Consider the following 19,460-nt stretch of genomic DNA (forward strand, 5'->3'; position numbering starts at 1 on the left):
CTGTCGTTGTGGGGTCGGGCGGGTTCAGGCTGTCCGCTGCCGCGCCCCGGCCGGGGCGCGCCGTCGGCCGGGCAGGCCGACGAAGGCGTTGAGGAGGTTCAGTACGGCGATGCCGGCCGCGATCCAGAAGCCCAGGTGCAGTCCGTCGAGCCAGGCGGCGGCCGGGGCGGTGCCGTGGGCGAGTTCGCCGGTGGTCCGGGTCATGGCGCTGGTGGCGATGGTGGCGACGCCGAGCGACGCGCCGACCTGGAAGGCGGCGGTGAGCACGCCGGACGCGATGCCCTGCTGCTCCTGCGGTACGTCGGACACGCCGTGGACGTTGACGGGAATGGTGCAGCACTGCATCGCGGCGCCCAGCAGGAGCAGCGCCGGAAGCAGGTCGAGCAGATAGCTGCCGTGCTCGGGGGCCCGGGTGAGCAGGACCAGGCCGAGTACGGAGCCCACGCCGCCCGCGAGGTACACGGGGCGCGGTCCGGAGCGGTGCATGACGCGGGTGGCCGGTGCGGTGACCGCGATGGCGATGACCCCGAGCGGCAGGAAGGCGAACCCGGCCTTCAGGGTCGAGTAGCCCAGGGTGCGCTGGAGGTAGTAGCTGGCCAGGAAGAGCACGGCGGCCTGCACGGCGCTGGTCAGGACGCGGCCGACGGACGCGGTGACCAGGGAGCGCGTGGTGAACAGCCGCATCGGCATCAGCGGGTCGGATGCGCGCAGTTCGACCAGGACGAACGAGGCGAGCAGCACGACGGAGGCCACCGCGGGCACCACGACGTACGCCGCCGAGCCCCAGCCGTGTTCCTGGATGTTGACGATGGCGTACACGAGGGCGGCCAGGCCCCCGGTGACGGTGACGGCGCCCAGCACGTCGGGGCGCGAGGCGGTGGCCGACCGGCTCTCGGCGCGGCCCCGGGAGAGCAGGACGACACCGGCGACGGCGACCACGCCGAACGGGATGTTGATGTAGAAGATCCACCGCCAGCTGAGGCTGTCGGTGATCAGGCCGCCGACAACGACGCCGAGCGTGCCGCCGAGTCCGGCGAGCGCCGCCCACACCGCGAGGGCGGTGGTGCGCTCCTTGCCCTTCGGGAAGATGGTCGTGACCAGGGACATCGCGGCGGGCGAGAGGAAGGCCGCGCCGCAGCCCTGGACGGCGCGGGCGGCGATGAGCACGCCCGTACCGCCGGCGACACCGCACCACAGGGAGGCGCCCGTGAACAGGGCGGCGCCCAGCAGGAACGTACGCCGGCGGCCCCAGCGGTCGGCGGTGCGGCCGCCGAGCAGCATCAGTCCGCCGAAGCAGAGGATGTACCCGGTCAGGATCCACTCCACGCCGGTGGCGCTCGCCCCGAGGTCCGCCTGGATGGCGGGCAGGGCGAGGTTCACCACCGTCGTGTCCAGGAGGACCATGAACTGTGCGAGTCCGACGAAGGCGAGCAGGCGCCAGCGCCGGGGGTCCGGCGGCGCGCTGTCGGAGGTGTCCTTCGACAGGCTGGTGCCGGGTGCGGTGGGGTCGGTGTTCATGGCGTCCTCTCGGGCGGTCCCGTCAGGCGGCCTGTGCCTCGATGTAGCTCAGGGCGTTGTAGATGGTGCGGTCCGGGTCGGTGATGGCCCGGCGGCCGTGCATGACGCGGGTGTTGTCGATGACGGCCGCGTCGCCGTGCTGCCAGTCGAGGTTCTCGGTGACCAGGGCGGTCACCGTCTCGATCTCGGCGAGGAGTTCGGGGGAGAACTCGGTGCCGTCGGCGAAGGTGATCCGCGGCTTCTCGTAGTTGAAGGACGGACCCAGGATGCTGTTCGCGAAGGACGGGCGCGAGCCGAACACGGTGGAGTCGGCCGCCGGGGTACGGAAGGCGTAGCGGATGCCGCCGTCCTCCTCCGGGGTGATCGTGGTGCCGGCCAGCTGCTCGGTGAGGGCGAGCAGCTCGGAGACCTCGATCTCCTCGGCGGGCTTGGTGCCGCCGAGGAGGTGGTGGGCCATCGCGCGCCACTGCGGCTCGGCGACGTAGCGGCTGTAGACGATGTCCTGCGCGGCGAACGCCTCGCGGGCGGCCGGGGACAGGGCGTCCCAGACGCGGTAGCCGTCGCAGACGGTGGTCTGGGAGCCGGAGGAGGCGGCCTTCTCGCAGAAGAACCAGGCGAGGTGGGAGCGGAAGGGGCTGTTGCCGTTCTCGGTGTGCAGCCCGACCTCGTCGAAGCCGGCGTCGACCTTCTGGGCGACCTCGGAGTAGAAGTCGCGGGCCGGGTCGAGGGTGGTGGAGACGGAGGTGTTCTGGACGAGGGCGGTGAACGACGTCATGTCCGACTCGAAGCCGCGCAGCAGCAGGAAGCCCGCCTCGGCCAGCAGGTCGAGGAGCTCCTTGCGGTCGACGTCGGCCAGCGAGCCGCCGGCGACCGGTTCGACCAGCAGGCCGCTGCCGGTGCCGTAGGGGGTGGTCTTCACGGTGGTGCTCATACCTTCTCCTCGTGGGGCGTCGGTGCGGCCGGCGTGCGGCCGGTGGTTACGTGGTCGCGGATGACGTCGCGGCGCGGGCGGCCGGTGACGGTGAAGCAGCGTGCGTAGTCGGGGTCGTCCTCGGTCATGAGGTGGACGACGGCGGCGCGTTCGATGGCGGAGAGCCGTTCCCGGCCGAAGGCGTCGATGCGTTCGCGGGCGGTGTCGGGGTCGAGGCCGGCCTCGATGACGAACAGGCCGTGGACCTCTTCCAGGGCGTCGGCGACGATGGCCGACTCGCGGACGAAGCCGAGTTCGCGGTAGCGGGCCTCGACCCATTCCGGGGACACGTTGCGCCCGCCGGCGGTGATGATGAGGCTCTTCTTACGGCCGGTGATCCGGAGGTAGCCGTCCTCGTCGATCTCGGCGAGGTCGCCGGTGTGCAGCCTGCCCTGTTCGTCCACGACGACGCTGGAGGGGTCCTCGCGGGTGTAGCCGGCGAACAGCGAGGTGCTGCGGATGAGCAGTTCGCCGTCCTCGGCCAGCTCGACCTGGACGTGGTCCAGCGGGCGGCCGACGGTGCCGAACCTGACCTCGCCGGGGAAGTTCCAGGAGACGACGGAGGAGTTCTCGCTGAGCCCGTAGCCCTCGTGGACGGTGAGTCCGAAGGCGTCCAGGCGCTGGAGGATCTCGGCGGGGACGGGCGCGCCGCCGCAGGCGATGAACACCGGGCCCTCGTGGCCGAAGATCCGCAGGTGCCGCTCGGCGACGCTCTCCCCGGGCGCCTCCTCGCACAGGGCGAGGAACAGCCCGGCGACGGTGGGCGGCACGACGAGCGCGGTGGGCCGGGCCTGGCGCAGCAGCGCGAGCATCCGGGGTCCGGCGTCGGCGGCGGTGCCCACCAGGGCGGTGCCGGGCGGCAGGAAGGAGACCGAGCCGCCCGCGAGGAACGGCATGTAGAGGCCGGCGACCTGCTCGATGAGGAGGCTGAGCGGGACGATGGAGAGGTACCGCTCGAACAGCGCGGTGCCGGTGCGGGCGCGCAGCGAGGTGAGCAGGGCGTCCAGGCCGTGCCGGCGGATCTGCACGCCCTTGGGCGCGGAGGTGGTGCCGGAGGTGTGGATGACCTTGATGACCCCCTCCTCGCGGGAGGGGTTGCGCAGGTCGGCGGTCCGGAACGGCTCGGCGAGCAGTGCGGGCAGGTCGACGGGGCGCACCTCGCAGCCGCCGGCCAGCACCTTCACGGGGGAGGTGTCGGCCCAGCGGGCGAGGGCGCGGGTGCCGGCGTCGTCGACGAGGCAGAGGTCGGCTGACTCCAGGAGGGAGGCGGCCTGTTCGGCGGCGAAGGCGGTGGGGACGGGGATCTCGACGGCCCCGGAGAACAGGGCGGCGAGGTCGGCGACGACCCACTCGGGCGAGTTCTCCGCGAGCAGCCCGATCCGGGCGGGGCGGCCGTGTTCGGCGGCCCACTGCCCCAGGCGGCCGGCGAGGCGCAGGGCGGCGCCGATGATCTGGCGGTACGTCCACTCGGCGGGGGCGCTGCCGGCGGGGGCGTCGTCGGGGAGCAGGACCCGCAGCATCACGGCGTCGCTGTCGGCCTGCCGCAGGAGTCCGGCGGTCAGGCTGGTGCGCTCGGTGTCAGGCAGCACGGGTCAGTACCTTCTGCTCGGGGCGGTTCGCGACGAACCGCATGTCGACCGATTCGAAGCAGTAGCGGCCGATCGCGGCGAGCAGCAGGGTGCTCTGCTCGGCGGCCTCGGCCCAGCCGACGACCGGCCGGGTGTCGTAGTACGACCCCCACTGGTCGGCCTCCTCGGCGCTGAGGCGTTCGCGGGAGGCGTCGGTGAGCGGGTGGAAGACGCAGCCGAGGCGCTCCATCAGCTGGGCGAGCCGGCCGGTCATCGTCATCACCGCGTACGGGCGGCCGAGGCAGGCCATGATCAGGGGGATGGCCCTGATGATCTCGCCGCCGGCGCTCGCCCGTACCGAGGCGACGTTGCCGATCTGCATGACCTGCGAGCGCTTGACCTGGACGCCGGCCTCGGCGCTGAGGACCTCTTCGACGGGAGCGTCGAGATAGCGTTCGAGCAGGAGGGGGGTGTCCCCCTCGGGGAAGGAAAGCCCCGCGCAGGCCAGGGCCTGTTCGGTGCCGTCCTCCGCTTCGTCGAAGAACGCCAGGAACCCGTCGGGGTCGGGCCGGACGCTGGCCCGGTACTGCTTGGCGAAGACCTGGTGGGCGAGCTCGGAGGCGATCTGCCAGTCCGGTTCACCGCGCTGGGACAGTGTGATTCTCATGCGTGCACCCCCCTTGCTGGGTCGGGTTACAGGATCGAGGCGGACGGCTCGGGCGCCGTCTCCACGCGGGGCGCGGCGGCCGTGACGGGCCGGGCGCGCAGGGCGAGTTCGGCGGCCTTGAGACCGCTGTTGATGGAGGTCTCGGCGAGGATGCCGGGGGCGGCGACGCTGTCCCCGACGAGGTAGACGCCCTCGCCCCGGTCGATCGCGGGCCGGTCGCGCCAGCTGAGGCCCGGCAGGTCCAGGGCGCCGGTGCGGCCGCGCGAGACGCCCTCGCGGCGCCACAGGGTGCGGTCCTGCCAGCCCGGGGTCGTGAGGTCGAACAGCTTCTCCAGCCGGGCGATGGCCTGGGCCTTGTTCTCGCCGGGCCGGATCGGCATCGCGCCCTGGAAGAGGGCGTGGCCCTCGGGCGCGAGGGAGGGGTCGTGGTCGGAGTACTGGGAGGTGAAGCCGCCCTCGTCCATGTCGAAGGAGACGTTGCCGTCCTTCTTGGACCGGGTGACCGCCAGGTCGACCAGGGCGGAGGTGCCGCTCGGCCACTCCAGCGTGGTGTCCTTCAGCAGGCCGCGCGCGGCGGCCAGCGAGGTGGCGATGATCACCGGACCGTCCGTGGGGAGCTCGGTCAGGCGGGAGTTGGTCTCGATGACCACCCCGTTGGCGCGGGCGACGCGGGCCATGCGCTCGACGAGCGCCCCCCAGCCGCCGATGAAGTAGCGGCTGGGCAGCGGGAACTTGGGTGTGCCGACCCGCAGCAGCCGCTCCCAGACGAAGGCGGCGGACAGTCGGCCCGGGTCGCCGTCGAAGAGGATCGGGCCGAGGAAGCCGAGGGCCTCGTCGACCGTCTGCTGGGGGAAGTTCTCGCTCGCCCAGTCCTGGAAGGACCGGTCGATGGGGACCGGCCGGTCCCGCTTGAGCAGCGTCATCTTCATGTAGCCGGGCGGCAGGGTCATGCGCAGCTTGCCCTGGTGGCGGAAGCGCATGCGCGTCCACTCGTGGAAGGACAGGCGCACATAGCGGCCGGCCACCCCGCGCTGGATGAGCCACTGCCAGGCGGGGCCGTTGTTCATGATGGTGTGCGGGCCGTCGTTGGTGACGTAGGGCCCGTCCGCCGAGCGGGCGCGGCCGCCCAGGTGGGAGTGCGCCTCGTGGAGCGTGACGCGGGCGCCTTGCTCGGCGGCGGCGATCGCCGCGGTCAGGCCGGCCAGCCCGCCGCCGATGATCGTGATGTTGGCCATGGTCGGTACTCACTCACCTTCGGGTTTCGCGGGCGTGTCAGCCGTCGAGCGTGGCCATGGCGCCGGCGGGGTAACGGTCCCCCACGGTCGATCCGTGCGGGGCGATCGCGTCCAGCGCCGCGAGGTCGTCGGCGCTCAGCCGTACGTCGGATGCGGCGACGTTCTGTTCGAGGTAGCCGACGCGCTTGGTGCCGGGGATGGCGACGACGTCCTGGGAGAGGACCCAGGCCAGGGCGAGCTGTCCGGGGGTGATGCCCTTGGCCTCGGCGAGCGCCTCCAGGCGTTCGACGACGCTCAGGTTGGCGGCGAGGTTCTCGGCCTGGAAGCGCGGGACGACGCGGCGGAAGTCCTGCTCGGCGAGGTTGTCGACGCTGCGGATGGCGCCGGTCAGCAGGCCCCGGCCCAGCGGGCTGTAGCCGACGAAGCCGATGCCGAGTTCGCGGACGGTCGCGAGCACCCCGTTGTGCTCGACGTCGCGCGTGGACAGCGAGTACTCGGTCTGTACGGCGCTGAGGGGGTGCACCGCGTGGGCGCGGCGGATGGTGGCGGCGGACGCCTCGGAGATGCCGAGGTGGCGCACCTTGCCCTCGGCGACCAGCTCGGCGAGGGCGCCGAAGCTCTCCTCGACGGGCACGTCCGGGTCGACGCGGTGCAGGTAGTACAGGTCGAGCCGGTCGGTGCCGAGCCGGCTCAGGGTGCCCTCGACGCAGCCCCGGATGTACTCGGGGCGGCCGTTGAGCCGGCCCGTGATGCTGCCGTCGGGGGCGACCTCGTTGCCGACCTTGGAGGAGACGACGATGTCGTCGCGGCGGCCGGCGATGACCTTGCCGACGAACTCCTCGTTGGTGTGCGGGCCGTAGAAGTCCGCGGTGTCCAGCAGGGTGACGCCGAGTTCGAGAGCCCGGTCGGCGGTGCGCAGCGCCTCCTGGCCGTCGACCGGACCGTAGGCGAACGTCATGCCCATGCATCCGAGCCCCTGCTCGGAGACGACGAGCCCCTGGCTGCCGAGCTTTCGTTGCCGCATCTTCGGTTCCTTCCGGATTTATCGTCGATAAAAATTCTAGCACTGACAGTTTCAGGGAACCAGTGAGCGACGGCGTCCCGTACGAAAGGGGGGTGACGCCGCGTCAGTCGCGGACCAGCTCGCTGTTGACCGAGGACCACACGTGCCCCGGCTCCGCGTCCTTGCGCGCGCCCAGCGCGGCCCACGGGTCGGCGCCGAACGCGTCGAGCGCCGCCGTCCGCAGCCAGGCGTCGAACTCCTCCGAGGACTCCGCCAGCCGGCGCGCGGCCAGCGCCGGGTCACGGGCCTCCACCCGCAGCACGACGACCTCGCGCCCCTCCAGCTCCTGCACGGTCAGCGACTCGTGGACGACGCCCGCCCGCCGCCGCGACGCCTCGTACGCGCGCAGCCGCGGCCCGGTCAGCTCGGCCTCGACCGCCTTCCAGCGGGCGGCGGTGCCCTCGGTGGCGGGCACCAGGACCGATGCGGGCCGCACCTCGCGGCGGGCCGTGGCACGGGCCGCGCCGCGCGAGGACGGGGCCAGCCGGCGCATGCCCAGCTCGGAGAGCATGTTGGAGTCGACGCCGACGCCCCAGCGCTCGGCGATCAGGCCGTTGTCCAGCAGCCGCCACACCACGACGCCCTTGAACTCGATGACCCGGCCGGTGGGCTCCATGCCCAGGAACTCGCCGAGGTGGGTGCCGCGCCAGGTGTTGTGGACGACGACGTGGTCGGCGTGCGCGCTGATGTCCTCGATCGTCACGTGCAGGTCGGGGAAGCCCTCGCGCAGCCCGGCGATCGTGTAGCGCACGCCCTCCAGGCCCTCGGGGGCGCCCGGCAGCGGCTGGTGGTCGACCATGTCCGGGCTGTAGATCCTGTCGACGAGGGAGAAGTCGCCCTTGTTGACGAAGGTGTGGAAGACCGCGCGGATGGTCTCCTTGTTGCGCTCCTCCACGCTCTGGCCGGTGTGCACCATCTGCTGTGTCGACACGTTTTCATCCTTCTCGCTAGGGGCGCCCGCGAGGGGCGGTGGTGGGCGGCGGACGCCGGAGGAAGCGGGGATCACTTCCCGGGGAAGGGGGCCTCCCAGGTGAGGGTGAGTCCCGCGTACACGTAACGGCTGGCCTCGATCGCGAGGAGCAGCACCTTGTGGCCCGGCCGGATGCGGCCCTCGGCCCAGCCCGCGTCCAGGGCGAGCGGTACGGCGGCGGAGCCGGTCGCGCCGACGTCCGTCAGGTTCTCCACGATGGTCTTGCTCAGCACGGCCTGGTCCTCGTCGGACAGTCCGGCGGTGCCGTACTCGCTCGCGAAGTACTCCGCGTTGCCCTCCGGCAGCACGCACGCGTCGAGGTCCGACAGAGCGAGCCCGGAGCGCTCCAGCATGTCGTGGATGCCCCGTACGAAGACCCGGGGCCCGAACTGCGCGGTGCCGGGGATGTCCAGCTTGATGTCCATCAGCCGCTTGCGGTCGCGCTGTTCGGCCAGCGGTACGTCGGTGCCGCCGCCGACGATGAGCATGCCGGGCTTGCGCGCCCCGCCCATCGACTGGGTCGCGAAGACCTGGCGGCTGCCCTCGTGCGCGGAGCCCTCCTCGCCGGCCCGCAGCACGACCGCGCCCGCCCCGTCGCCGAAGGTGTAGACGGTGAGCCGGTCGCGCATCCGCACCCGCTCCGGGTCCTGGCCGAGGAAGACCGGGGCCAGCAGCGGCGATACGGACTCGGTGCCGATGACCAGGGCGGTGCGGTAGGTGCCGTCGGCCAGGTTGCGGCGGGCGATGTCCAGGCCCTGCACGGCGCCCACGCACCCGGCCCGCACCTCGATGACCGCGCAGCTCTCCAGGCCCAGCTGCTCCTGTACGTAGGTGGCGGCGACCGGGAGCAGATAGTCGGGGCTGGCCGTGGAGACGACGATCAGGTCGACCTCCTCCGGCTCCACACCGGCCCGCTCCAGCGCCTGCCGGGCGGCGGCCGTGGCCATCGCCGAGGTGCTGGTGAGGTGCTTGCCGGTGGCCGGGTCGATCATCCAGTGGCGGCGCTGGACCTGGATGCCCTCCAGCACGTCGTCGGGCAGCGGCCCGCAGATCCGGGCCAGGGCATCGTTGTCCAGCGGCTCGCCAGGCAGATGGGCGCCGGTGGCGAGGACGGACACATGGCGGTCGGAACTCGATGACATGGTCACTTCTCCGTAGCGGGACGCAGGACGAGGCTGATGTGGGTGCCGCCGAGCGAGGAGCTGTTGATGAGGACGGGCCCGCTCGCCATGCCCCGCTCCCAGCCGGTCACCGCGAGCAGCGCGGACAGCTGCGCCCCGGCGCCCGCCGGCTCGCCCAGCACCTGCTTCGGGGTGTGCACCGGGGTGTCGCCCGGCACCGCGAGCCGGTCGGTGGCCAGGGCCTCCGGCGCGTCGGCCCGCTTGAGGCCCGCCGCGTTGGCCCAGATGCCGGTCAGCTCGGCCGGCTCGACACCGGCCTGGTCCAGCGCCTGGCGCATCGCCCGCTCCACCCCGCCGCCCTGCGGGTCCCAGCGGCCGATGCCCCGCGCGTCGGACGCCGTGCCGTGGCCGGCGAACTCCGCGAGGATGCGGGCGCCCCGGGCGCGGGCGGTGGACTCCCGCTCCAGGACCAGGGCGATACCCGCCTCGGCCAGCGTGTAGTCCGGGGAGTCGAACAGCGGCAGCTGCCGGTACGCCTCCAGGACACCCGGCGACAGGTCCTCCACCGCGGGGCAGAGCACCGCGTCCGCCCGGTGCTGGAGCAGCAGGTCGTGGGCGACCGTCAGGGCGGACGCCCCGGCCGCGTGACCGGTCGTCACGGTGGACGTGGGGCCCTTCGCCCCGACGTTCATCGCGACCTGGCCGGCCGCCGCGTTGAAGACGGTGTTCGGGAAGACCGCGGGGCTGCCGTGCGCGGGGCAGCCCGCCAGCACCGGCAGCAGGAACTCCTCGATGGAGCGCATCGGGCCCAGGCCCGTGCCCAGCACCACGCCGACCCGGTCGTCCGCCGTCAGCCCCGCGTGCTCCAGGGCGCCCCGGCACGAGGCCACGGCAAGCTGTCCGAGCGGGTCCATCCGGCGCCGGTCCCGGGCGCTGATGTACTTCTGCGGGTCGTAGTCGGCGCGGGCGACGCGCAGCCCGTCCTCCTCGGTGCCCAGTGCCCGGCCCTCGCGCCACGCCTCCCACACCGCGTCCGCGCCGTCCCCGGCCGAGGTGATCGCGGCGAAGCCGGTGACCACCACCTTCTCCGGGGGCGGGGCGTCGGCGGGGGTGAAGGAGCTGCCCGGCCGCCCGAAGGCGACGCAGGCGTTGGCCCCGGCGAACGCGAAGTTGTTGGACAGCGCCACGTCCATGGCGTGCGCGCGGCCCGGGTCCGGCACCGCGTCCAGACCGCACTTGGGGTCCAGCTCGGTGAAGTTGGCGGTCGGCGGCGCGATCTGGTCGACCAGCGCCTGGACGGTGACGATCGCCTCGACCGCCCCGGCCGCGCCGAGCAGGTGCCCGACCATCGACTTGGAGCTGCTGAGCGCGGTCGACTCGGCGGCCTCGCCGAGCGCGGCCCGTACGGCGTTGCTCTCGGCCGTGTCGTTCTTCGCGGTGCCCGTGCCGTGGCCGTTGATGTAGCCGACGTCCTCGGGGGTGATCCCGGCCGCCTCCAGCGCGGAGCGGATCGCGCGTGCCGCGCCCTCGCCCTTGGGGTGCGGGGCGGTCGCGTGGTAGCCGTCGGCGGACAGGCCGTAGCCCAGCACCTCGGCCAGGATGGGGGCGCCGGCGGCCCGCGCCACCGACTCCTCGGCCAGCACCAGCATTCCGGCGCCCTCGCCGAGCGAGAGGCCGTCGCGGTCCTTGGAGTACGGGGCGGCGGGCTTCGTCGACAGCGACTGGAGGCTGGTGAACCCGGCGAACGCCGTCTCGGTGAAGGCGTCGCTGCCGCCGACCAGCATCGCGTCGACCCGGCCCGCGCCGATCGCCTCGGTGGCGTGCGCGATGGCGTGCGCACCGGAGGCGCAGGCGGTGTTGACGGAGACCGAGGGGCCCAGGAGCCCGAAGGCGCTGCTCAGCGCCTCCGCTATGGCCTGCGGCGACACCAGCAGGTAGTGCCGCCCGTCGTCAGGGTGGCCCTCCTCGTCGCCGTCCGTGCGGCGCGCCAGCTTCTCGGCGCTGCGCAGACCGCCGTTGCACGACCCGAAGGCCACTCCCCAGCGGGCGCCGGGCACGTCGCCGAGCCCGGCCTGCCGCATCGCTTCCTGCGCGGCCACCAGGGCGAAGTCGACGGCCGGTTCGGGCTCGTGTCCGCCGAAGGAGGCCAGGTAGTCGTAGGCGGGGGTGCGCGGGTCGCTGACCTCGCCGCCGATCTCGGTGCCGTAGCCCTCCATCGGCATGCCGCGTACGGGTGCGATCGCGGAGCGGCCGGCCTTGACGCCCTCCCACAGGGCAGTGACGTCGTCGCCGTGGGCCGTGACCGCGCCCACACCGCAGACCACGACGGTCCGCCGGGACCGAGCCCCGCTGTCCGGCGAAGTGCCGGTGCTCTGCTCGCCGTTGCTCATGTCGCGACTCCTTTCGGGTTGTGCGTTGCGTCCATCAGGACCGCTCCATCGCTATGGCCACCGCCTGGCCCTCCAGGCCGCGGGCGAGTGCCAGGGCGTGGCCGGGGCGGGTCTCGCGGGGTGTCAGGGGTACGTAGTCCAGATCGCAGTCCTCCGCGGGGTTGTGGAGGTTCTGCGTGGCCGGCACGACCCCGGAGTCCAGGGTGAGCGCGGCGACCGCCGCGTTCAGCGCCCCGGCGCCGCCGACCAGGTGGCCGGTCTGGGGTTTGACGCTGCTGATGAGCGCCGCCTTCGCGCTGGTGCCGAGCGCGTCGTGCAGGGCCAGGGTCTCGCTCGCGTCGCCCTGCCGGGTGGCGCAGCCATGGGCGGCGATGTAACCGCCGTCCGCGAAGCCGTCGCCGGAGTCGGTGAGGGCCCGCCCGATCGCGCGGGCCAGGCCGCGGGCGCGGGCCTGCGGACTCGGCGGGCGTACGCAGTCGTTGCCCGAGCCGAAGCCGGTGACCTCCGCGTAGACGTGCGCGCCACGCGCCAGGGCGTGTGCGCGGTCCTCCAGGACGAGCAGGGCCGCGCCCTCCCCGAACACCGAACCGCTGCGGTCCCGGTCGAACGGGCGGAACGCCTCGGCGCCCAGCTCCGTACGCGTCGACAGCACGCCGAGCCCGTCCATCTTGGACATGGCCCACCAGCCGGTGGCGTCGTCGTAGCCGCCGGCCACGATCACATCGGCCTCGCCGCGGCGGATGGTCCGCATGGCCCGGCCGATCGCCATCGCGCCGGAGTCGGCGGTGCCGGCGAAGTAGGAGTTGGCGCCCCGGATGCCGTACTTCTCCGAGATGTGGAAGCCGGCCGCCGGCTGCAGCCCCTCGACGAAGAAAAGCGGCGCGACCACCGAGGAGGCCGTCTGCCCCAGCTTGTACAGGTCGGGGGTGCCGTCCGGCGCCCGGACCGCACCGAGCTGGGTGATCAGCTCGTCCATGCGGGGCATTTCCTTGTTGCTGCCGAGGAAGAGCCCGCTGCGGTGGCCGAGGTCGCCGACGTCGTCGAGGCCCGCGTCGCGCAGCGCCAGCGTCGCCCCGGCCAGGGCCAGCTGGTCGCCCCGGCACAGCATGCGCAGGGTGCGCCGCTTGGCCCACTCGGTGGGGTCGAAGTCGTGGATCTCCGCGCCGATACCGGTCCGCAGCGGCGCGGGGTCGTACGCCTTCAGCGGGCCGATGCCGCTGCGGCCCGCCAGCAGGTTCTCCCAGGTCTGTGCCGCGCCCTGGCCGATGGCGGTCATCAGCCCGATGCCGGTCACCACCACACGGCGTCCGCCGTCGCTCATGCTGTGTCCTTCCCGGCCCGGTCCGCCGCCGCCAGCGTCAGGGTGCGGGCGGTGGCGACCACCCGGTCCCCGACCCGGGCGGTGGCCCGTACCTCGGTCGTCTGCTCGGTGGTCTTCGTGACCTCGGCGGTGATGCGCACCTGGTCCCCGGGGCCCACGAAGTGCTTGAAGCGCACCGCGCGTACGGACTCCAGGCGCCAGGCCCGCTCGCCGCCCGCCGCCGCCTTCGCCAGGGCGGCCATGCTCTCCAGGAGCAGCACACCGGGCAGGATCGGGTGGCGCGGGAAGTGGGTGTCGAAGAAGGTCAGGGTGTTCGGGATGTTGCGTACGGCCACGGCCCGGTCGCCCGGTACGAGTTCCTCGATGCGGTCGAAGACGGGCGCGGTGTCGGTGGCCCCGGTCGTGGCGGTCATGCGTCCTCCCCTGCGGCGCCGATGACGATGCTGGTGTTGCTGCCGCCGAAGGCGAACGCGTTGACCAGGGCCGCGCCCACCGGCATCGGGCGCGCCGTGTGCGGCACGTAGTCGAGGTCGAGGCCGCGGTCGTTCTTGTCCAGGTTGACCGTGGGCGGCACGAGCGAGTGCTTCATGGCGCCGATCGCGGCGAGCACGCCCAGGCCCAGGCTGGCCGATGTCAGGTGGCCGGCCATCGACTTGGGGGCGCTGACCACCAGCCCGTCGGCGTCGTCGCCGAAGACCTTCTTGATGGCGACGGTCTCGGAGTGGTCGTTGCCGTGCGTGCTGGTGCCGTGCGCGACGACGTAGTCGATGTCGCCGGTCTTCAGGCCGGAGTCCGCGAGCGCGCCCTCCATGGCCTGGATCGCGCCGGAGCCGTCGGGCGGCGAGTCGGTGATGCGGTAGGCGTTGAGCGTGGAGGCGTATCCCAGGACCTCGGCGAGGATCGTCGCGCCCCGGGCGCGGGCCGTGTCCATGTCCTCCAGGACGACGGCGACGGCGCCCTCGCCGACGACGAAGCCGGAGCGGTCCGCGTCGAAGGGCCGCGAGGCGTGCTCGGGGTCGTCGTTGTGCTGGTCGGTGAGCGCACCCAGCAGGCTGAAGCCGAGGATGTCGAGCCAGGTCGTCAGGGAGTCGTAGCCCCCCGCGATCATGACCTTGGCGTCGCCCTCCTGGATGGCGCGGAACGCCTCGCCGATGGCGTGCCCGGATCCGGCGCAGGCGGTGCTGATGCCCATCATCGGGCCGGTGGCACCGATCATCCGGGCCATCGCGGCCAGCGGCACGTTCTGGTCGTCCGTCAGCGTCACGGCGGGCGGCTGGCAGATGAAGGCGTCGGGGTTCCCGGTGGTGGCCCGCAGGTGCCCGATGTCCAGCAGCGTCTGCAGCTCGGGGCGGCCGACGCTGGCCCCCATCGAGACCCCGCGCTCCTCGGCCGGGTACACGTCGAGCGGCACCTCGTCGAGGCCGGCGTTGCGCACCGCCTCCCAGGCGGCCGCCACGCCGAACTGCCCGACGCGCGAGAGGTGCTTGCGGCCGACGCGGGCCGGGATGGCCGCCTTCGCGTCGAAGTCCTTGACCTGGGCGGCGATCCGTACGGCGAAGCCCTCGGCGTCGAACGTCGTCAGCCTGCCGACGCCGCTGCGTCCGGTGGTCAGGCCCTCCCAGGTGGTGGCGGCGTCGTTGCCGAGGGGCGTGACGGCCCCCACCGCGGTGATGGCTACGCGTGTCATCCGACCGGTCCTCCGCCCTGGAGCTGGTGCGCCATGCGCCGGGTGTTCGCGGGGTCGTCGAGCCGTTCGGCGTCGATGAGGGCGCACAGCAGGCCGCTGACCTCCAGCACCTTCTCGCCGTCCACGGTGACGGTGCCGTCCAGGACGGCGGCGTCCTCGTTCATCGACTCGATCCTGGCCTCCATGCGCAGGACCTCACCGGGCTGCACGGGGCGCAGCGAGGTCGCCTCGCCGACGGCCAGGAGTGCGGCGCGCAGCCTGTGGTCGGTGCTGATCATGATCAGCCAGGTGGCGGCCTGGCAGAGGGCTTCCAGCGCCAGGCCGAAGGGCATGGCGGGGCCGTCCTGGGTGTGCTGCCAGTACGTCTCGTCGACCGAGGTGACCTTGCGGGCCGTGATGCGCTCGTTCGGCGCACACGTCTCGATCCTGTCGATCAGATGGAATCGCATCGTCGTCTCTTCTCCCGGTTCCCGTGGCCCGTCACGGCCGGCCGACGCCGAGCTGGGCGGAGAATCCGCCGTCCACACAGAGCAGTTCGCCCGTCGTGTAGCCGGAGTCGGGCCCGGCCAGGAACAGCGCGGCCGCGGCCACCTGCTCGACGGTGGCGAACCGGCGCATCGGGATCTGCCGCTTGATGCTCTTGCCGCCGTCGCGCTGCATGACCTCCCCGACCAGTTCGGTCGGGGTGAAGCCGGCCAGGACGGCGTTGACCCGTACGCCGAACCGTGCGAGTTCCACGGCGGCGCAGCGGGTGAAGGAGTTCAGGGCGCCCTTGGACGCCGAGTAGTTGGACTGCCCGATCCAGCCGCGCTCGCCCATCGCCGAGGAGATGTTGACGATCGTGGCGTCGCCCTGCGCCATGAACTGCTCCATGACGGCGTGGGTGCAGTGGTAGGCGCCGCCGAAGTTGGTCTTCATGACGTTCAGCCAGGCGTCGGCCGGGGAGTCGTAGATCAGCCCGTCGTCGCTGACGCCGGCGTTGTTGACCAGCAGGTTCAGGGGGCCGAGCGCTCGGGTGGCCTCCTCGACGAGGCGGGCCGCGTCCTGCGGGTCGGCGACGTCGGCGCCGATCGCCACGGCCTTGCCGCCGGCCGCCTCGATCTCCTTGACCACCGCGAGGGCGTCCTCCCGGCGGGAGCGGTAGTTCACGGCGACGGCCGCGCCCTGCTCGGCCAGTCCCAGGGCGATGGCCCGGCCGATGCCGCGGGAGGCTCCGGTGACCAGCGCGGTGCGGTCCTTCAGCTTCATCTGTCTCTTCCTGTTTCTGCCGGGAGATGGGCGGCACGGGGGCGGACGTGGCCGGATGGCCGGTGGCCCCGCGGCCGGTGTCCGGGACGTCGTCGGCCCGGACACCGGCCGCGGAAGGTGGCGGCGCGGGTCAGGCGGCCTCGGCGGCCTTCGCCCGCTCGGTGAGCAGGTCGGTGAGGTTCTGGACGGTGAAGAGTCCGAGCACGCCCTCGGCCGTCAGAGGCTCGGAGAGCTGGGCGCGGTCGAACTGCGGCAGCACCTTCTCCAGGTGGGTCAGGCCGGTGTCGTTGACGACCTCGTTCTCGTCACCGAACTCCTCGTCGGGGATGCCGCCCTGGAGCAGGTCCGCGATGTCGGCCACGGTGATCTTCACCTTGGTGGTGCGCTCCAGCCGGAAGAGGATGTCGAGCAGGTCGATCGACTCCGCGCCCAGCTCGCCCAGCAGGGTCGCCTCGGGAACGGCCTCGTCCTCGTCGATGCCGAGGGCGTCGGCGACGGCGGCCTGGACCGCGGAGAGGTAGTCGGTCGTCGTGGGAATCAAAGTTTCGGACACCGCTGGCTGCCTTTCGGTGGGTTGTCGCGTACGGGCCGGCGCCGGGGGCCGGTCCGCGGGGTGCGGGGCGGGTGCCTAGGCGGCGGCCGCCGTGGTGATCTCCTGGCTCAGGTCGCGCAGGAGGGTGGTGATGCGGCGCGCGTCGTTGGTGCTGCGCACGTCGGCGCCGGGCGCGGTCCGCTTGGCGAAGCCGCTGAGCACCCGGCCGGGTCCGACCTCCAGATAGCCGTCCGGGACGGTCTGCGCGGCGCCGGCGAGTACGTCGACCCAGCGCACCGGGCCGGCCAGCTGGCGGCGCAGCAGATCGCGGGCGTGGGCACCGTCGCGCACCAGGGTGCCGGTCACCGAGCTGTACACCGGGAGCCGGGGGGACCGGAAGGTGACCCGGGCCAGCTCGGCGGCGAACTCGTCCTCGATGACACGCATGAGGGAGCAGTGGAAGGGGGCCGAGACCTTGAGCGCCACGGCGCGTTCGGCTCCGGCCTCCAGGGCGAGCCGCATCGCCTCGGCGACGGCCCCGTCCTGTCCGGAGACGACGGTCTGGCCGGCCTCGTTGTAGTTGGCGACCTCCACCACGCCGAGCGGGGAGGCCTCGGCGCAGATCTCGTCGATCCGTTCCGGCGCGAGGCCCATGAGCGCGGCCATGGCGCCGGAGACGCGCTGCGAGACACCGGCCATCAGCTCACCGCGCCGGCGCACCAGGCGCAGGGCGTCGTCGGCGGCGAGGACCCCGCCGACGACGAGGGCGGTGTACTCGCCGAGGCTGTGCCCGGCGACCGCGCCGGGCACGAAGCCGGTCTCCTCGTGGAGCACCTGGTACACGGCGAGGCTGGTGGCGACGATGGCGGGCTGGGCGATCTCGGTCGGCTCCAGGTCCTCGGCCGCCGCGGTGGAGCACAGCTCCGTCAGGGGCAGTCCGGTGGCCTGCTGCGCGTGGGCGAGGACGCGGCCCGCGGTGTGCGGGTGGTCGCGAAGCAGATGGGCGGCCATGCCGGCGCGCTGTGATCCCTGTCCGGGAAACATCGTGAAGAGGTTGTCGCTCATTCCCGTCCTGCCTCACTGGGGGGGTGGATGGTGGGTCATCGAGCCGTCGGCGAGGCGTTCTCGACTCCTGGAATGTCGCACCGCGCTCTGGCGCATTCCTCGAATGTGTCTCGATTCCCACTGGCTGCCAGGGGCTCTTGACGTGGTGTCACGCAGGCGTGAGCTTGGGGGCCATGGTCAGGATGAGTGCGCAGGAGAGGCGTGAGGTCGTCGTACGGGCGGCGGTGGTGGAGTTCGCCAGGGGCGGGTACCACGGCACGTCGACGGAGACGATCGCGCGGCGCTCGGGGGTCTCGCAGCCGTATGTGTTCCGGCTGTTCCCGGGCAAGCAGGCGCTGTTCCTGGCCGCCGCGACCCGCTGCCTGGCACAGATCACGGGGCGGCTGGTGTGCGCGGCGGAGGGCCTGTCCGGCGAGGACGCGCGGCGCGCGATGGCCAACGCGTACACCCGGGTCATCGTCAAGGAGCCGGAGAACCTGCTGATGCAGATGCAGGTGTACGCCGCCGCTGCCGCGGCGGATGCCGAAGGGGACCACGCGTTCGCGGAGGCGGTCCGGGAGCCCTGGCAGGAGCTGTGGGACGCGGTGCACCTGAAGACGGGCGCGGACATCGCGGGCACCACGACGTTCGTGGCGCGCGGGATGCTCGTCAACACCCTGGTGTCGCTGGGCTTCCCGGCCGGGCACCGGGTCTGGAACGGCCTCGACCCGTCGGCCGGCATCCGCGCGCTGGAGGGGTTCGCGGACGGGGCGCGTACAGGGGAGGCGGGATCCGGCGCACACGGCGACGGGCCCGCCGGAGGGGATGCGGCGGGCCCGTCGTGATCCGGCGGGGCGTCAGTCGGCGCGGCCGGTGACCGGCGCCCGGTCCTTCTTCGCCCAGCGCAGCCCGTAGGCCACCTGGTCCTTCTCGGCGGCGGTGAAGGCGCGGGTGTTCCAGTTCTTGCGCATGAACGCCTCGCGCGCCTTGATCAGCAGCGGGTTCTTGACGGCGCCCATCTTGCCGATCATCCAGGCGATGTTCTGGAGCGGCCCGGTGCGCTTCCGCCGCTCCTCCTCGTACCGGCGCAGCGCGGCGACCGAGTCGTTGTCCTCGGCGAGGTATTCGGCAAGGACGAGCGCGTCCTCCAGGGCCTGGCAGGCGCCCTGGCCGATGTTGAAGGTGATGGGGTGGGCGGCGTCCCCGAGGAGGGTGACCCGGTCCTTGCCCCACTGCTTCTCGGGCTTGCGGCCCTCGACGTCGCCGCGCAGGATCCAGTCCTCCGGGGTGGCGCGCAGGATGTCGGCGACCGGGCCGGCCCAGCCCTCGTGGCGGCGCAGCAGCATGTCGCGGACCCCGGCGCCGTCGCGCCCGCCGGGTGCCCCGTTGGCCACGCTCATCCAGTGGACGAGGCCGGGTGCGACGTCGTAGTACGTGAAGCGGGTGCCGGGCCCGAAGATCGCGTTGAACGTGCCGGGCGGGATGTCCGCGTGCTCCATCGGGGCCCGGCCGCGCCAGGCGATGTAGCCGCTGAACCGGTTGCGCGCGGGCCCGAACATGCAGTCGCGCACGGCCCCGTGGATGCCGTCGGCGCCGATCAGGAGGTCGCCGCGCTCGCTGCCGCCGTCCGCGAAGTGCACGGTGACGCCGTCCGCGTCCTGGTCGAAGGAGACGACCTGGGCGCCGGTGCGCAGCGGGGAGCCCTCCAGCGCGTCGCGCAGCACGCCGTGCAGGACGGAGCGTTCGACGGCGATGGTGGGGGCGCCGTAGCGCTCGATGAAGTCGCCGACGGGCCAGGCGCCGAGGACGTCGCCGCGGGCGGTGGTGAAGTGGGCGGTGTGCTGGACGGGGGCGACCTCCAGGACCTGTTCGGCCAGGCCCAGGTAGTCCAGGGCGAGCACGCCGTTGCTCCAGATGTGGAGGCCGGCGCCGCCGTCGCGCAGCGAGTCCGCCCGCTCGAACACGACGACTTCGAAGCCCCTGCGCTGGAGGGCGAGGGCGGCGGCGAGTCCGCCGATCCCTCCGCCGGCGATGAGTATGCGACGGGCACGTCCTTTGGCCATCTGTGGGTCTCCTCGTGGCTGTCCGGGCGCTGGGGTCCGGGCGGGGGTCCGACGGAACGGGGT

Annotated in this window: 18 protein-coding genes; 1 reads left to right on the top strand and 17 read right to left on the bottom strand. The window is 72.9% G+C overall.

Annotated elements, in window-relative coordinates:
• Positions 1-24 precede the first annotated feature (24 nt).
• The 16 genes from EAO73_RS25260 to fabD form a co-directional block, all read right to left on the bottom strand.
• Entirely contained in the window at positions 25-1,518 is a 1,494-nt protein-coding gene (locus EAO73_RS25260; protein WP_147973866.1) for an MFS transporter, read from the bottom strand.
• Between the two features lie 22 nt (positions 1,519-1,540).
• Positions 1,541-2,449 carry a TauD/TfdA family dioxygenase gene (locus EAO73_RS25265; protein ID WP_147973867.1) on the bottom strand — a complete coding sequence of 303 codons (909 nt, stop codon included), beginning with the start codon at positions 2,447-2,449 and terminating at the stop codon, positions 1,541-1,543.
• Complete coding sequence (locus EAO73_RS25270) at positions 2,446-4,077, bottom strand: AMP-binding protein (RefSeq protein ID WP_147973868.1); 1,632 nt, start codon at positions 4,075-4,077, stop codon at positions 2,446-2,448. The genes EAO73_RS25265 and EAO73_RS25270 overlap by 4 nt, the downstream gene beginning before the upstream one ends.
• Positions 4,067-4,723 (bottom strand): thermostable hemolysin, encoded by a 657-nt coding sequence (locus EAO73_RS25275; protein WP_147973869.1) that lies wholly within the window; start codon positions 4,721-4,723, stop codon positions 4,067-4,069. The genes EAO73_RS25270 and EAO73_RS25275 overlap by 11 nt, the downstream gene beginning before the upstream one ends.
• Before the next feature lie 26 nt (positions 4,724-4,749).
• Complete coding sequence (locus EAO73_RS25280; protein WP_147973870.1) at positions 4,750-5,958, bottom strand: FAD-dependent oxidoreductase; 1,209 nt, start codon at positions 5,956-5,958, stop codon at positions 4,750-4,752.
• Positions 5,959-5,995: 37 nt separating this feature from the next.
• Positions 5,996-6,982: an aldo/keto reductase gene (locus EAO73_RS25285; RefSeq protein ID WP_147973871.1), complete on the bottom strand. Its 987-nt coding sequence runs from the start codon at positions 6,980-6,982 to the stop codon at positions 5,996-5,998.
• 103 nt (positions 6,983-7,085) lie between these two features.
• The gene (locus tag EAO73_RS25290) at positions 7,086-7,952 is read right to left on the bottom strand and encodes an ester cyclase (protein WP_147973872.1); all 867 of its coding nucleotides are present in this window, start codon (positions 7,950-7,952) and stop codon (positions 7,086-7,088) included.
• 71 nt (positions 7,953-8,023) lie between these two features.
• Entirely contained in the window at positions 8,024-9,133 is a 1,110-nt protein-coding gene (locus EAO73_RS25295) for a 3-oxoacyl-ACP synthase III family protein (protein ID WP_224756438.1), read from the bottom strand.
• A gap of 2 nt (positions 9,134-9,135) precedes the next feature.
• Positions 9,136-11,502 (bottom strand): beta-ketoacyl-[acyl-carrier-protein] synthase family protein, encoded by a 2,367-nt coding sequence (locus EAO73_RS25300; RefSeq protein WP_147973873.1) that lies wholly within the window; start codon positions 11,500-11,502, stop codon positions 9,136-9,138.
• Positions 11,503-11,536: 34 nt separating this feature from the next.
• On the bottom strand, positions 11,537-12,823 hold the full coding sequence (locus EAO73_RS25305; protein WP_147973874.1) for a beta-ketoacyl-[acyl-carrier-protein] synthase family protein: 1,287 nt from the start codon (positions 12,821-12,823) through the stop codon (positions 11,537-11,539).
• A complete protein-coding gene (locus EAO73_RS25310) occupies positions 12,820-13,236 on the bottom strand; it encodes a 3-hydroxyacyl-ACP dehydratase FabZ family protein (protein ID WP_093711020.1) in 417 nt (138 codons plus the stop codon). The genes EAO73_RS25305 and EAO73_RS25310 overlap by 4 nt, the downstream gene beginning before the upstream one ends.
• Positions 13,233-14,510, bottom strand: a complete 1,278-nt coding sequence (locus EAO73_RS25315) for a beta-ketoacyl-[acyl-carrier-protein] synthase family protein (protein ID WP_147973875.1) — start codon at positions 14,508-14,510, stop codon at positions 13,233-13,235. The genes EAO73_RS25310 and EAO73_RS25315 overlap by 4 nt, the downstream gene beginning before the upstream one ends.
• Complete coding sequence (locus tag EAO73_RS25320) at positions 14,507-14,959, bottom strand: 3-hydroxylacyl-ACP dehydratase (RefSeq protein ID WP_147973876.1); 453 nt, start codon at positions 14,957-14,959, stop codon at positions 14,507-14,509. The genes EAO73_RS25315 and EAO73_RS25320 overlap by 4 nt, the downstream gene beginning before the upstream one ends.
• Positions 14,960-14,990: 31 nt before the next feature.
• Positions 14,991-15,758 (bottom strand): SDR family NAD(P)-dependent oxidoreductase, encoded by a 768-nt coding sequence (locus EAO73_RS25325; protein WP_147973877.1) that lies wholly within the window; start codon positions 15,756-15,758, stop codon positions 14,991-14,993.
• A gap of 130 nt (positions 15,759-15,888) precedes the next feature.
• The gene (locus EAO73_RS25330) at positions 15,889-16,311 is read right to left on the bottom strand and encodes an acyl carrier protein (protein ID WP_224756439.1); all 423 of its coding nucleotides are present in this window, start codon (positions 16,309-16,311) and stop codon (positions 15,889-15,891) included.
• A gap of 75 nt (positions 16,312-16,386) precedes the next feature.
• Entirely contained in the window at positions 16,387-17,355 is a 969-nt protein-coding gene (fabD, locus tag EAO73_RS25335; protein WP_147973878.1) for an ACP S-malonyltransferase, read from the bottom strand.
• A gap of 173 nt (positions 17,356-17,528) precedes the next feature.
• Here fabD and EAO73_RS25340 point away from each other — a divergent pair, with 173 nt between their 5' ends.
• Positions 17,529-18,179 (top strand): TetR/AcrR family transcriptional regulator, encoded by a 651-nt coding sequence (locus EAO73_RS25340; RefSeq protein ID WP_147973879.1) that lies wholly within the window; start codon positions 17,529-17,531, stop codon positions 18,177-18,179.
• Between the two features lie 12 nt (positions 18,180-18,191).
• Here EAO73_RS25340 and EAO73_RS25345 read toward each other — a convergent pair whose 3' ends face one another.
• Complete coding sequence (locus EAO73_RS25345) at positions 18,192-19,397, bottom strand: FAD-dependent monooxygenase (protein ID WP_147973880.1); 1,206 nt, start codon at positions 19,395-19,397, stop codon at positions 18,192-18,194.
• Positions 19,398-19,460: the final 63 nt, after the last annotated feature.

It is taken from the genome of Streptomyces sp. col6 (assembly GCF_008042035.1).
In the GTDB taxonomy this organism is placed as follows: domain Bacteria; phylum Actinomycetota; class Actinomycetes; order Streptomycetales; family Streptomycetaceae; genus Streptomyces.